This is a genomic window from Methanosarcina thermophila TM-1 (genome assembly GCF_000969885.1).
GTDB lineage: Archaea > Halobacteriota > Methanosarcinia > Methanosarcinales > Methanosarcinaceae > Methanosarcina > Methanosarcina thermophila.
The window spans coordinates 2,697,493-2,710,972 of sequence record NZ_CP009501.1; the positions used below are offsets into that span (position 1 = coordinate 2,697,493).

At 43.0% G+C, this 13,480-nt stretch carries 13 protein-coding genes and 1 tRNA gene; 3 read left to right on the plus strand and 11 right to left on the minus strand.

The window, feature by feature from the left end:
- Nucleotides 1–21 precede the first annotated feature (21 nt).
- From modA to priS, 10 genes are all read right to left on the minus strand, one after another.
- The gene (gene modA, locus MSTHT_RS11730; RefSeq protein ID WP_048167938.1) at nt 22–840 is read right to left on the minus strand and encodes a molybdate ABC transporter substrate-binding protein; all 819 of its coding nucleotides are present in this window, start codon (nt 838–840) and stop codon (nt 22–24) included.
- Between the two features lie 499 nt (nt 841–1,339).
- Nucleotides 1,340–1,423 (minus strand) — tRNA-Ser (locus tag MSTHT_RS11735).
- A 148-nt stretch (nt 1,424–1,571) separates the two neighbouring features.
- Entirely contained in the window at nt 1,572–2,909 is a 1,338-nt protein-coding gene (locus tag MSTHT_RS11740) for a TIGR00375 family protein (RefSeq protein WP_048167939.1), read from the minus strand.
- Nucleotides 2,910–2,964: 55 nt separating this feature from the next.
- Nucleotides 2,965–3,732 (minus strand): proteasome assembly chaperone family protein, encoded by a 768-nt coding sequence (locus MSTHT_RS11745; protein ID WP_048167940.1) that lies wholly within the window; start codon nt 3,730–3,732, stop codon nt 2,965–2,967.
- A gap of 9 nt (nt 3,733–3,741) precedes the next feature.
- Nucleotides 3,742–3,897, minus strand: coding sequence for an RNA-protein complex protein Nop10 (locus tag MSTHT_RS14140; RefSeq protein ID WP_082086836.1), 156 nt, complete (start codon nt 3,895–3,897; stop codon nt 3,742–3,744).
- A 6-nt stretch (nt 3,898–3,903) separates the two neighbouring features.
- Nucleotides 3,904–4,710: a translation initiation factor IF-2 subunit alpha gene (locus MSTHT_RS11750; protein WP_048167941.1), complete on the minus strand. Its 807-nt coding sequence runs from the start codon at nt 4,708–4,710 to the stop codon at nt 3,904–3,906.
- A gap of 69 nt (nt 4,711–4,779) precedes the next feature.
- The gene (locus MSTHT_RS11755; protein WP_048168571.1) at nt 4,780–4,968 is read right to left on the minus strand and encodes a 30S ribosomal protein S27e; all 189 of its coding nucleotides are present in this window, start codon (nt 4,966–4,968) and stop codon (nt 4,780–4,782) included.
- Between the two features lie 9 nt (nt 4,969–4,977).
- Nucleotides 4,978–5,256 (minus strand): 50S ribosomal protein L44e, encoded by a 279-nt coding sequence (locus MSTHT_RS11760; protein ID WP_048167942.1) that lies wholly within the window; start codon nt 5,254–5,256, stop codon nt 4,978–4,980.
- Nucleotides 5,257–5,694: 438 nt separating this feature from the next.
- Complete coding sequence (locus tag MSTHT_RS11765; RefSeq protein WP_048167943.1) at nt 5,695–6,420, minus strand: DNA replication complex subunit Gins51; 726 nt, start codon at nt 6,418–6,420, stop codon at nt 5,695–5,697.
- Nucleotides 6,386–7,648, minus strand: a complete 1,263-nt coding sequence (gene priS / locus MSTHT_RS11770) for a DNA primase catalytic subunit PriS (protein ID WP_048167944.1) — start codon at nt 7,646–7,648, stop codon at nt 6,386–6,388. Before priS ends, MSTHT_RS11765 begins: the two co-directional genes overlap by 35 nt.
- A 590-nt stretch (nt 7,649–8,238) precedes the next feature.
- Between priS and MSTHT_RS11775 the strand changes: the two genes are divergently transcribed.
- The 3 genes from MSTHT_RS11775 (at nt 8,239) to MSTHT_RS11785 (ending at nt 12,647) form a co-directional block, all read left to right on the plus strand.
- On the plus strand, nt 8,239–9,063 hold the full coding sequence (locus MSTHT_RS11775) for a formylglycine-generating enzyme family protein (protein ID WP_048167945.1): 825 nt from the start codon (nt 8,239–8,241) through the stop codon (nt 9,061–9,063).
- A 361-nt stretch (nt 9,064–9,424) separates the two neighbouring features.
- On the plus strand, nt 9,425–11,527 hold the full coding sequence (rqcH, locus tag MSTHT_RS11780; RefSeq protein WP_048167946.1) for a ribosome rescue protein RqcH: 2,103 nt from the start codon (nt 9,425–9,427) through the stop codon (nt 11,525–11,527).
- Between the two features lie 67 nt (nt 11,528–11,594).
- Nucleotides 11,595–12,647: an mRNA surveillance protein pelota gene (locus MSTHT_RS11785; protein ID WP_048167947.1), complete on the plus strand. Its 1,053-nt coding sequence runs from the start codon at nt 11,595–11,597 to the stop codon at nt 12,645–12,647.
- A gap of 77 nt (nt 12,648–12,724) precedes the next feature.
- On the opposite strand, the gene MSTHT_RS11790 is transcribed toward MSTHT_RS11785, so the two are convergent.
- Entirely contained in the window at nt 12,725–13,444 is a 720-nt protein-coding gene (locus MSTHT_RS11790) for a DUF1614 domain-containing protein (RefSeq protein ID WP_048167948.1), read from the minus strand.
- Nucleotides 13,445–13,480 lie beyond the last annotated feature (36 nt).

A 13,480-nucleotide genomic window follows, 5' to 3' on the forward strand; every position in this document is an offset into this window, starting at 1 on the left:
TTATGTTTTTAGCTTATACTTTTATTCGGATACGGGAGTAAACCCATAATTCTCCAGTATTTTCTGCCCTTCTTCTCCGGTTACGAAATCAACGAACTCCTGTGCCTCTTCTTTGTTATCAGAGGCAGAAACCACGGCTATCGGATAGCTAATTGGGGTACTTACAGTCACATTGGTAACGATTTCTATTGTTCCAGGTTCTGCAGTCTTTGCATCGGTCATATACACAAAACCTGCGTCTACTTCCCCTCTTTCAACGTATGTAAGAACCGCTTTGACATCTTCGGCAAGCACAAACTTGTTTTCTAGCTGGTTCCAGATTCCTGCTTCAGTCAATGCGGTACGTGTATAGTTTCCGACAGGAACAGTTTCAGGATTTCCAATTGCAATCCTTTCCACATCAGGTGAAGTCAGGCTTTCTATTCCAGTTATATTTAGGGCACTGCTTGCAGGAACTATGAGCACAAGTGAATTCTGGCCGAAGTCTTTCCTTGTAGTGTTTTCTATTAATTCCTTCTCGGCAAGTATATCCATGTTTTTCTGGTCAGCCGAAGCGAAAACATCAACTGGAGCTCCTCCTTCTATTTGCTTACGCAGGTTTCCTGACGCTCCAAAGTTGAAATTCACATCTATTCCAGGATTTTCTGCTTCAAACTGGGGTTCCATATCTGAAAAAGCTTCGGTAAGGCTGGCAGCTGCAGAAACTATAATTTCAGACTCCTGCTTAGAAGTCGGAGTATCTGCGTCGTCTTCGTTTGCAGTTTCGCTTCCATTATCAGTACATCCTATTGCAAGGAATACCCCTAATAACACTAACAGAACTACAAGTTTTTTTCTCATAACTTAACCCATACAAAATATTTTATAACTAAATGCTTACGGTTGACCTCAGAATAGATGACGATGAACCTTTATAAATGTAAATCACTTTTTTTATTTTTCTTCATATCGTTTTCTTTCAATCGTAAGATTATTTTATGATAAACCGTTATGTTTTAACAAACATAACGATCCTTCTGTATCTTTATAGTATAAAAAGCTCACGAGTTTGTGAATGTTTGAAACTCATTTTTGCACACAGTACACGAAATAAGTTTGTCAATATCAGTTTTTAATTATCTCATTTTCTAAACTTTGTAGTCCTACAAAAAATCGGCTCATCATCAGATACCGATTCAAGAAGCCTATTTTTTTCCGTGGGACATTCTAAATTATGGAATTGAGTATCCGGAGTAATCGTGGAATTGCAGGAGAAAAGGCGTATTGTAAAAGAAAAGTAACTGAATTAGTTCGATTTTTTTAAAATTGAGTTAATAAATTTTTTAGTTTAGAAAATAAGCGCCCAGGGCAAGATTCGAACCTGCGCTCTCCCGAGGGAGAAACGGTTTTCGAGACCGTCGCCTTACCACTAGACTACCTGGGCATTTGTTTTAAGATAAGAAAAATTTTCGGGAGTTGCCCGATGTTTTTTAGTGCATCGTTTTTAAGATGCCGGGTTAGTGAATATACTTTCTTTCATATATATTTTGTCATCGGCAGAATCTGTAACTTAAATTTTTGAAAGTGATCTCTTAAAAATCGAAAAGTGAACTCTGGCCTGAGCCTTCAGGTTCTTTTCCGGTTTCGGCAGTTTCTTTCCTGGGCTTTTTCCCCATCTTCTTTGCGGTCTTGCTTTCGCTTTTGGGATTAAGCTTCTCAAGGTCTGCAAGTGAAAGCTGTCCATTGTGGGTTTTTTCCTCTTTGAGATTTTCAGGCAGCTCAAGCCAGCCGTACTGACCTCCACCGCCGGGATGAATTATCACATTACCTTCCCTGAAGGCGAGAATCGCGTTTACTATCTTATCATTTCCTACGATTTTCAGTTCGTCCGGTTTGGAGTAGATAAGGGCATTGACTTCATTTCCAAAGCGTTCTATAAGCTTATTCCAGGCAGTCTGTACGCCTTTTGTCTGGACGCTTGCATGCCCGAGCGCCATCTGGATAATTTCGGCAAGAGGAATGAGATGAAGGTAAGGGGGACGGTGATCGGGGTGCTTCGGCTCTTTAAAGTCTGCAAGTTCATTTATTCGGTCGAAAACCCCTTTCTTTATGACGCCTCCGCAAATTGGGCAGCGCCATTTATTCTCAACGGCTTCGGGAAGTGCGTACTGGGTAAAACATTTGATGCAGGCTGACCTGTTGTATTTTCCCTCCTCGGGAAAGAACCCAACATTCAGGGTGGCTTTATACCCCTCTTTCCTGAGAATGGCTTTTTTCAAGCCGTCAAAAGTAATTTCAGGCACATCAAATTGCGTGAATTCTCTTGCCAGTTTATTGGTCGAAGGAGAGTGTGCATCGGAATTTGAAAGAAAGGTCAGGCGGTGCAGTTCCTCTATCCTATCGGCATAATCGCTGTCCGCACTCAGGCCGAGTTCCAGAAAAGAGATATAATCCGTCATATCCCCGTAGCAGCTTTTCAGGCTATCATGGTAGCCGTAAAGTGCAGTCCAGGGTGTAAAAGCGTGACAGGGACCGATAAGTGCTCCTATGTCTTTTGCAATTTCGGCAATCTCACTGCCGTCCAGCCCAATATTCGGGCGTCCATCAGCTTCAATGTTACCATAAGGAGCAATGCGTTCAGCCAGCTCTTCAGCTTTCGAGATTGAAGGTAAAATGAGAAGATGGTGTACGCGATTACTGTCTTCTATCTCCGTGGTAGGAATAAAATAAATCTCATCGATATGGATTTCTTCATCCGAAACGGCAACCTTTTTGATTTCTTCGAGCCACTTCGGATGAGTGCAATCGGCAGTACCGATCAATTCTATTCCTTTTTTTGAAGCCTCCCTGGCAATTGTCGGCAAGTCCATTTTCCCGGAAGTTGCCATGGAGTACTTTGAATGGAGATGGAGGTCTGTATTGATTTTCATTTACTTACCTTTTCCGGAAGCCCTGATTATGGGGCTAGTTTTGTCAAATGCGTTTTTACCCTATATAACGCAGGTCTTCTTCGGATGGTTTGATTTCCTGGATTTGCTGCTCTTCTTTTTCCTTCAGCTTTTCAAGGATGCTTTCCATTTCCTCAGCTTTCTTCTCAAGGGATTCAGTATTTACCTCGATATCGAACAATTTGCAGATTACTTTCAGAAGGGATTGAGCGCTTTTAGGATCCATCAAATATCCTGGAGTCATGCCCATGAGGCAGGCAGCGTCAATACCTCGCATCTTGCTGAAAGCTACAAGCAAGCCTGAGGCTCCGACTATTCCTCCGCTGGGTTCCGATTCCCTGAATTCTACCCCATATGCTTTGATTTCTTCAATCAAGTCTGTATTGTTAGCGACCCCAAGGACGGTTTCCTCATAGGTCAGTTTGCCTGTCGGATATCCTCCGAGCGTATAAATCCTTAGCACTCCAAGTTCTTCTGCGATGTCAAGGTAGAGAGAACAGAGCTCATAATGCCCCTGTGTGGTTGTGCTCTGATGGTCTCCTACAAGGAAAAGCACATCATTCTCTTTCGCTTTTCCGAGGTATATAGCGTTGCTTACCGGACGGACCGTACAATCTTTATTGACCAAAACCTGAGGTGGAAAATGCGGAGAATAAACTTCCATAATTTTTTCAGCCCCAAGTTCGTCTACAAGATGCTCTGCCACTAATTTGCCTACGAGTCCTACTCCTGGAAGTCCAACTACAAGTATAGGGTTTTTGAGCTCAAGATTTTCTTTCAGGCGGACAAGTGTACTTCGCTGCATAACAATTCCTTATCCTTTCTTTGCCATTCTGCGGTACTTACCATAAGGGTCCTGAGGAGAAAAGCGAGCTGGACGTGCGGGGAAAGTTATTCCCCCACAAATCGGGCAAATTTCCCTTAAAGTGTACCTGCCGCAATTTTTGCATTTGCGGATCTTTTGTCCCAAAAGATATCACGCCTTTGCTGATTCGATGTGCCGCTTGAAAGTCCCATGCCCGCCAAGCTTGGAAATGGTATCCACTGCTGTCTGGGCAGATTTTTTAAGGACTGATTCAGCTTTCTTGTAATCTGGGGCAATTACTTTTATCCGATATCTCGGAGCCCCTATGTAACTTATTTCGAGCCTGACATCTTTTCCATCAACGTCGCTGATAGAATTTGCAGCATTGAGAGCCTGCCTTATGACTTCTATGCCGTTTGGAAGGTTACAGGTCAGATCCACATAGCCTGCGATGTCGACAAAAGGCAGTTTGATATTTTCCCCTGCTATTTTGATTATGCTCTTTAAATGTTTCTTATTGATTTTTATTCCTTTGAAAGCTTTCTCTCCTTCAATAGCAGCTTCTTCAAAGGCCGAGTATGCACTTCCAAACTCCTCCACGAGTTTTTCGTGCAGAGCTTTCAAGCTATTCTCATCGGTTTTCGTTTCTTCAGCCACGAACTGGAGCCATTTAGCGGCTTTTTGCTCATTTTTCCATTCCTGGATCTTAGCGCGCCGCTGGTGCTCGTTAACATCTTTCAATGAAAGGTCTATGTGGCCGCGGGAAGGGTCTACGTTAAGAACTTTGCAGACAATCTTCTGCCCTTCCCTTACGTAGTCCCTGACGTACTTGACCCAGCCTGCTTTAATTTCGGAGATATGGATGAAACCTTCCTTTCCTCCGTACTCCTCAAGCTCGACATAGGCTCCGAAATCCGTCACATTCTTCACAGTACAGACAACGAATTCTCCGACTTCGGGCCAGTTATCGTTTCCCATTCGTACCACTTCTCTTATTTTTTATTTTATTCATTATTCTAGTCCGATAAAGTGCTTTTAGCTTTCCGCTTATTCAAGCACTTCTAGAATATGAGTGGTAATGGTCGATTTGCCACCGGTGGGTTCAGCAAGGGTTCTTCCACAGACAATGCAGGTGATTTTACGGCTAGCACTTCCAAATATGACCTGTTCGTTTTCACAATCGTTGCATTTTACACGCAGGAACCTGCTCTTTGGTCTCTGGATATAATCTACCACCATTTTATCTTACTCCTTAAACTCGAATCTCTTTGCCCTGAAAGCAGGTGGCTGAAAGGCTTTTTTACATACTGTGCAGCGGTACCTTAACCAGATCCGTTTTGTGGGCTTATCGCCACCAGGCACCTTGGAGAATTTACCACTGTTGCCTATACCTTCCTGTCTTCTCTTCTGTCTTGCAATATGGGTCATGGATGATTGCTGTCCCTTCTTGACTCTTTCAATAACAATTTCCTGATGGGTCTTACAGGACGGGCAGTAAGTTCTCACTCTCTTTGGAATCTTCATTCTTTACACCTTTTAATGATTATTGGTACTGAAGCTTTCCTTCTCCGGCTTTTGCGGGAAGACAATATATCTAATTGAATTTACATATACGCACGGCGTTTGCATATGGCGTTTTGATCCTGGGAAGATCTTATTTGGGAAGCCTTTGATTTGATGAACTTGAAATTTTTAAGATTTTTTAATCTGTTATTGGTTTATTCATCCCGAAGGGGAAATGCAAATCTGATCATTTAATTTGATTTATCCCAATGGGAATAATATAATCCTGTTGTGCATGCCATAGGGTCAAGCTACACAGATGCTACACAAATATAGCTACACATATAAATACTCATACTATTGTCTGGTTTTCCTGCTTCAAGTGAAAGCCTTCAGCGCTTTAAAACTGGCTGCCGTCCATTTTTTCCAGGCTTAATATAAGCTGTAAATCTCAGGAAATTAATTCTTTCCAGGGAATGAATCTTTTCCGGAACTTTCCTGTGCGGCAATCAGTTTGGCTGCGTTTCGCTTTATCAGCCCAGTAGCATTGAGCTGCGGCAAAACAACGACTTCTTCGGCACTAACCGTGTAGTTTCGACCGTCTGCACCTGTGAAGGTAGGCAGATCCTTCAGTATTCGCACAACAACGTATTCTTCATTTATATTGTTTTTGTCCGGCTCTGCTCTGATTCCTCCTGCGGTTACGATAGCAGGAGTCCCCATTTGTGCCTCCGTTTTCCCACTGAAGCCGGCAGAGATCTGCTTTTCCACTCGGATTTCGGGCCAGACTGCGACATTGTCGGAATCTGGGTACAGAATAGGACCTAATAGTTCGGTTTTTGCGGCTTCGATCCCCTTGAGTACAAGGTCGTAAAGTCTTTTTTCCGCAGGAAGCATCTTTTCTATATCCTTTGAAATAGGCTTATCCGCAAAGTACTGGATTGTTGCCATTTCAGTAACTTTTCCTATCCGCTTCATAAAGATAGTCTCAAGGGCAGAAAGAGCTCCCTCATACTCATCACGAAGCATCTTGGATTCCGGAGAACGAGAATTCTCTATTCTTTTTATCTCTCCTTCAAGCTCTCGGATGTATTTCTCAGCTTGCAGATAAAAATCAGCCGGAATTCTCTTTAATCTCTGTTTTTCTCCTTTAGGTATGGCTTGGCTGATCTCTTCTAAATCCATACTCCGCAACACCTCTGCAAATTAAATAAATTGCCGCATATTCAGGAACTTCCTGTTTGCCTTCCTCTACTCTTAAATCCCTACCCTTTAACTGCACCGAAAAAGGCTTTGAAACCGTTACTTTTACCGGTCTTTCTCCAAAAATAACAGCATCATTAAGCGGATCAAATTTCTCTAATTCGGATAAAGTAAGTTTCTTAACCAGCATCCCTGACCCGCCGTGCAGTGAACCCGGCACCCGTATCAGCCGTTTAATATCAGCAGTCACAGGCTCATCTATACTGGCTCCAAAATCTACGGCATACTTTTGAACCGATTGTCTTACCAAATATTCAAAGATTTTTCCTGAATTTCTAAGGAATCCAAAATCAACTCGACCCCGGCTCAATATGCTATTAAGAGCTTTTTCATCCGTTCCTATCTTTATTAATTTGTTTATAGTCTCTTGACCTATTAGTATTTCGTTTTTTAAGTTTTCGCGCAGATCTTTAAACATCTCTTTTTTACTTTCTTTGCTAACTTCCTTTTTTAAATAGTCGACTATGTACTCAGCAATTCTTTTCCCCCATCCACAATCATATCCATTAATTACTTTTATTGTCACTCCCTGCTTTTTTCCTTTATATGTTTTAGACCCAGTTCCAAAGTCCCCAAATAATTTTTCTTCTGTAATTAAGTAGTCGTAATTTTCTTTTAAATCTTTACCACTTATGTAATTAATTATCTCTCTACGTGATGAACTATTTAAAGTGATTACTTTTGGATGCTTCACGTGAAGATGATATCCTCTCCCACCGGAAAACACCAGTTCAATTTCCCGCTCCGAAAATCCGAAATCGTCAAGAAGAAAATCCATGAGCTTGAAAGTTTCCTTTTTCACAAGTTCAAGCATATCCACATAGTTTTTCGAGGCATTTGGTAGGTGGTCAGCATCAAGGTCAAAAATCAATTCTGCCCCGAGCCAGTTCTTCTCATTCATCTTTCTGGCATCAGGATATTCGTAATACGCAGTTGAATAGTAAACATGCGCAGGAGCCATGCCGTAAAGATAGTCAAGAGTTTCGCCAGGCGAGCCGAATGCCTTATGCCTGTGCATCTTTCCAGGCATATCATCATAGAAGATGAAAGCCCATTCTCTGTTAGGCAGGTGGTCTGGGAGACCTATTTCGGCATTTTTGTAATAATTCTGGAAGCGGGTTCTCAAAAAGCGGGCGGTTCGACTGTCCATGGTTTCATAGCTTCTGGGTTTTTGGATCTTGGTTAGGTGTTTTTGATCAGGTATATGGCTTAGGAGTTCTGATCAGGGTCTAACTCAGGGATTTTGATAGGAATTTTATCTCGGGGTTTTAACCAGGGATCTAATACAGGGATTATATTGGGGATTGTTTAAGGATTTTGATCAGGGTTTTGATTAAGTTTTTGTTTTAGGATTTTGGTTGGGTTCTCCTAAGATAAATCAATCTCATATTTTACTTTTGGTTACATTAGTTTTTTTAAAATAGTTTAACAGTTAATCCTAGTTTATGAAAGTTTTTTTATTGTTTTTCTCCTTAGAATTGGAGTATAACGTTTTTTTAATACAGAAATCGAGAGTATAACGCTTTTTAATACAGCATTTAGTGGCAGGAAAGTTTAATTTTAATGACAGGAACAATAATAGATATCGCAAAATTATAGAATATGATAAATAAAAAGTTAAAATAGACATGGCAGCAAAGGTTGAAGTTGAAAGCTGGAAATAGAAGCCTGTAACCAGTTAAAGTAAAATCTAACAAATAATAGCTGATTAACTAATGAAAAATTTGGGATGTGGGTCTTTTGGGAAGCAAATCCGGTATTATGGGTTACATTAGTGCAGTTAGAAGTTATCTGAAAAAAGAGGAACCTGAAGAAACCGAAGAGTCACCTCTCTTCGCACAAAATGATAATCCTAGTAGTACTGAAATCTTTGTCAGTCCTTCTACAGGCATGCAATTTGTACTGATCCCAGCCGGGGAATTCGAGATGGGCTCACCCTCTGAAGAGAAAGAGAGGTCAGATTCCGAATCTCCGGTCCATAAAGTAACAATTCATAACCCTTTCTATCTGGGCAGGTCGGTTGTCACACAAAAGCAGTGGAAAACAATAATGAAAAACAATCCTTCGCACTTCAAGGGCGATGACCGCCCGGTTGAGATGGTTTCCTGGGCAGATGCTCAGCAATTTATCATGAAGCTAAATGAAATAGAAGGAACTGATAAGTACCGCTTACCTTCAGAAGCCGAGTGGGAGTATGCCTGCCGGGCTGGCACACAGACAAGATGCTTCTTTGGCGAGGATGAGTCAAAACTTGATGAATACGCCTGGCATATTGAGAACTCAGGTAGTAAAACTCATGCAGTCGGTCTAAAGAAACCAAACCCCTGGGGACTTTACGACATGCACGGGAATGTCTGGGAATGGGTGCAGGATAAATGGCATGATAATTATAACGGGGCTCCGTCGGATGGTACTGCATGGGAGGGAGGTAATAGTTCCAATCGTGTTTCTCGCGGGTGTAGCTGGCTCTGCAATAAAGAATTTTGCCGTTCCGCTGGTCGCTTCAAGCGCGAACCAGAGAGTCGTTTCGCCAATCTTGGGTTTCGAGTTTTGAGGGAATTATAAAGCTTTTTTAAATTGCTTTCCAAAATTCTTAATATATTTCTACTCAATGTTTCTGCTCCGTTATTCAATAATTATGATGGTTCATGGAGAGGGAGTACAACTTATGTAACTACGACCAGTTATACAGATTATTACTATGGAGTCTACCGCTGGCGCGTTTGGGCTGTTGATTCGGCAGGTAGAGAAAGCGAAAAAGTGAATGGCGGGGGTTTAGTAGTTATTGACCTGCTGGCAGTTAATTAGATTTTGAGAAAATCGATTTACACCCTTCCCGGGTTAAAAATGAAAGTAGGATCTTTGGAAAGGCAAAGACATCTCTGCCACAAACACTTATACGAAAAGCCTCTATTATATCCACTTCATGAAACAGGATATGTCAAGCGCGGATGTTGCTGCAGTTGTTGCCGAACTGTCAGCGGGTCCAAAATCCATTATTGATGCGAAGATCGGGAAGATTTACCAGCCCACTAATGAGGAGATCCGCATCAATCTTTATGTTTTTCACAAGGGCAGGGACAACCTGGTTGTTGAAGCAGGAAAGCGAATTCATCTAAGTAAGTATATCAGGCCAAGCCCTAAACTTCCACAGGCTTTTCCGATGCTGCTCAGAAAATACATTATGGGAGGCAGGATAGTATCTATCGAGCAGCACGATTTTGACAGGATAGTAAAGATCGGGATCGAGAGAGGAGGAATAAGGAGTACCCTTATTGTGGAGCTTTTCGCCCGGGGGAACGTGCTTATTGTCGATTCGGAAAACAGGATTATCCTGCCTATGAATCCTGTAACACTTAAGGATAGGCGGCTTAGGAGCGGAGAAATTTATGAACTGCCAGAGGCTCAGCTGAACCCGCTGGAAGCCAGGGTTTCAGACCTCATGGAGGCTTTTTCCAGGTCTACAGCAGATATTGTCCGCACGATTGCCACAAAGTTCAATCTAGGAGGGGTTCTGGCAGAAGAAGTGTGTGCAAGGGCAGGAATTGACAAATCAAAGCCTTCGAAGGAAGCAACTGAAGAGGATGCCTCGCGGCTCTGCAATGCAATGCATGAGCTCTTTTCCCCGCTTCTCAGAGCAAAGACTGAATCAGGAGTTGGAGCCGGGATTCCTGAACTCAGACCCCAGCATGTGAAAAAGGAAATTAACGGAAAGCTGGAAACTTTTGATGTGCTTCCCTTTGACCTTATTCACTATTCCGGGTATGAAAAAGAATATTTCGATTCTTTTAACACTGCGCTTGATGAATTCTTTGGAAAAAAAGCACTTGAACAGGTTGAAGAGGTAAAAGAGGCTCAGAAAAAAGAGAAAACTCTTGGTGTTTATGAGATACGGCTTCTCCAGCAGGAGGAAAGCCTTAAAAAGTTTGAAAAAGAGATCGAGAAGAATAACATCCTTGCCGAGACAATCTACGCGAATTACCAGCTTATCGAAGAGCTTTTTTCCGTGCTTAACGGTGCAAGGGCAAAGGGCTATTCCTGGGATGAGATACGATCCATCCTTAAACAGGCTAAGAAGACCGTTCCTGCTGCACAAAAGATTACAAATATCGACCCCAGAATCGGGACTATAACAGTGGACCTCGATGGGAAGAGTGTTAATCTTGATATTCGGAAGACAGTTCCACAGAACGCTCAGGAATACTATGAAAAAGTCAAAAAGTTTAACAAGAAAAAAGAAGGCGTTCTCAAAGCTATCGAGGATACCAAGAAGGCTATGGAGAAAAAAGCCGTGGCAAAAGCCGCAAAGGCAGGAAGGAAACTTCAGGCATCGCGGAAAAAGCACTGGTATGACAGGTTCAGATGGTTCGTGTCCTCGGACGGCTTCCTTGTTGTAGGGGGCAGGGATGCCGATACCAATGAGGAAATTTTCAAAAAATACTTGGAAAAGAGAGATCTTGTATTCCATACCCAGGCACCTGGTGCTCCCCTTACCATTATTAAGACAGGCGGAAAAGAAGTTCCCGAATCTACCCTGCGGGAAGCGGCACAGTTTGCTGTTTCCTACTCCAGCCTGTGGAAAGCCGGACATTTCAGCGGCGATTGCTACTTAGTCAAAGCCGAACAGGTTACAAAGACCCCGGAATCCGGAGAATATCTTAGAAAAGGGGCTTTTGTTATCCGCGGGGAACGTAATTACTTTAAGGACGTTCCTCTGGGCGTTGCAATTGGTCTTGAACTCAAAGAAGGCGAGACCAGAGTAATAGGCGGGCCTGCATCTGCTGTCCGGAAGCATGGGGATTATATCCTCGAAATAATCCCTGGGAGTTTTAATCAGAACGATATTTCAAAAAAAATCTACAGGATTTATGTGAATGAACTCAATGATCCCCGCTTCGTGAAGCAGATAGCTTCTCCTGACCAGATAGCCATGATGATCCCGCCCGGAGAATCAGACTTAAAGAGCCAGAAACCTGAAGGACGGGAGAGGGAGTTGAGTCCGGAGAAGAATACAAAACCCTCGAAATAGAGCACGAGCCTGAGGACAGCGGAGAGGAAATTAAAGAGGAGATTGAAATTCATGGAGTGAAAAAGGCATGAGAGTTACAAACCGCTCCCTCCGAGGAAGGGAAGGGGAAATTGCAGTAACAGCCGAAACCCTCGATGATCTCTGGCATCTAAAATACATAATCGAAAAAGGGGACCTGGTCTTTGCGGTTACCAAACGGAAAGCCGACACAGCAAGTGATAAGATTCGCCCTGAAAAGGTTGAGAAAGTAAAGGTAAGACTCGGAGTCAGGGTTGAGGAGGTCGAGTTTCATAAGTTTGCAAATCGGCTGAGGGTGCACGGAATTATAGAGCATGGGATGGATGCAGGCTCCTATCATACTCTGAATATCGAGATTGGAACCAATCTTTCTATAATCAAAGAGCACTGGAAAAACGATCAGCTCCAGAGAATCCAGGATGCTGAAGAAGCTTCAAAGCGTCCGAAAGTCGTCATTGTCGCCATAGAAGAGGGCGATGCAGATATTGGCTTTGTGCACCACTATGGAATAGAGCTTTATTCTCATATCAGGCAGTCCTCAGGCAAGCGAGAATCCGGTTTGAGGAACGAATTCTTCAGGGAAATTGTAGAACAGCTCAGGCATGCTGTTCCTGAGGAAGCATCTATAGTCGTCGCTGGCCCTGGATTTACCAAAGAAGATTTTGTTCAATATTTTAAGGAAGTAGAGCCGGCTATGGCTTCAAAAGCTCTGATCGAAGATACTTCCATGATAGGAATGTCCGGTTTTCAGGAAGTTCTTCGCAGAGGTGCAGTGGACCGCATTATGCAGGAATCCCGTATAGCCCGTGAATCTGCACTGATGGAAGACCTTATCCGTGAAATCTCAATGGACGGCAAAGCTGCCTACGGTCTTGCCGATGTTAAGAATGCCCTTAATTACGGGGCTGTGGAAACCCTGCTTATTGCTGACGAAACCTTACGGGAGGGACGAGAAAAAGGGGGGGATATCGACAAACTCCTTATGGAAGTCGAACAAGCCCAGGGGAAAGTCGTTGTTTTCAGTACAGCCTTTGAGCCCGGAGAAAAACTCCAGAAATTGGGAGGAATCGCAGCCCTGCTTCGTTTCAAGGTGAGTGGCTGATTCTGACTTAACCGGAACTGGAGGGTTAAAGATGTCTTATCAATTTTATTCTTTTTTGCAGCTCCGGCTTTAGTCTTTTATATCAGAAGTAGGGCAATGAATCCGCTTAAAAAGATTCCATCAAAAGTTCCTGCCCCTCCAATGCTTGCAACTGGAGCGCCCAGATTCTTAATTTTTCCAAGATTAAGTAGATCAGCACCTATGAGCGTTCCAAGTACTCCTCCTGCATAGGCTGTGACCACGCGGCACTGGTCAACCGGGCAATCAGAAATCGGAACTGCAGACGTCAGCAAAATCGCAGCAAGGGCGGCTGCAAGGGGTGGTACCAGCGCAGGTGTTGCGATACCTATCCCGCGAATAGGCCTTGCTACGGAATAGGTTATGATTGAAACTATCAGGACACCGGCTGCTGCAAGCAGAAGAGAAGAAGGGAATCTCATTATGAGGTTAGCTGAAATCAGGATAGGAATAACTGCTCCTCCTACATTGACAGCAATTGTCGTCTCGTTTCTTGTCACATGCCAGACTGGAACCCTGTAAGTTACGCCAAACACGCGAATATAAGTGTCTCTGACTACAGGAGTATCGGACCTGAAGGTTGTCAGAGGAATATTGATGCCGCTTCCAAGAAGGGACAGGAGCAGGATAAGAAATGCGTGTCCTATAGAGAAGCCTATTTTCACAAAAGCTGAAATAATAACTCCAAAAAAGAGAAAACTAAGCCCAAAAGTAACAAAGATGATTAAAAACAGGAGGAATGTAATGCTAAAAGGAATGTAAAAAAGTTGTCTTCTCATGGAGTTACCCCGTTCTTTTTATCTCCTCGCATATTC

Coding starts and splice junctions, on each gene's coding strand:
- MSTHT_RS11745 (WP_048167940.1), bottom strand. CDS start 3,732: ATGCAGCGAAGTACACTTGTCCGCCTGAAAGAAAATCTTGAGCTCAAA.
- MSTHT_RS11740 (WP_048167939.1), bottom strand. CDS start 2,909: ATGAAAATCAATACAGACCTCCATCTCCATTCAAAGTACTCCATGGCA.
- rqcH (WP_048167946.1), top strand. CDS start 9,425: ATGAAACAGGATATGTCAAGCGCGGATGTTGCTGCAGTTGTTGCCGAA.
- MSTHT_RS11785 (WP_048167947.1), top strand. CDS start 11,595: ATGAGAGTTACAAACCGCTCCCTCCGAGGAAGGGAAGGGGAAATTGCA.
- priS (WP_048167944.1), bottom strand. CDS start 7,648: ATGGACAGTCGAACCGCCCGCTTTTTGAGAACCCGCTTCCAGAATTAT.
- MSTHT_RS11765 (WP_048167943.1), bottom strand. CDS start 6,420: ATGGATTTAGAAGAGATCAGCCAAGCCATACCTAAAGGAGAAAAACAG.
- MSTHT_RS11790 (WP_048167948.1), bottom strand. CDS start 13,444: ATGAGAAGACAACTTTTTTACATTCCTTTTAGCATTACATTCCTCCTG.
- modA (WP_048167938.1), bottom strand. CDS start 840: ATGAGAAAAAAACTTGTAGTTCTGTTAGTGTTATTAGGGGTATTCCTT.
- MSTHT_RS11750 (WP_048167941.1), bottom strand. CDS start 4,710: ATGGGAAACGATAACTGGCCCGAAGTCGGAGAATTCGTTGTCTGTACT.
- MSTHT_RS11760 (WP_048167942.1), bottom strand. CDS start 5,256: ATGAAGATTCCAAAGAGAGTGAGAACTTACTGCCCGTCCTGTAAGACC.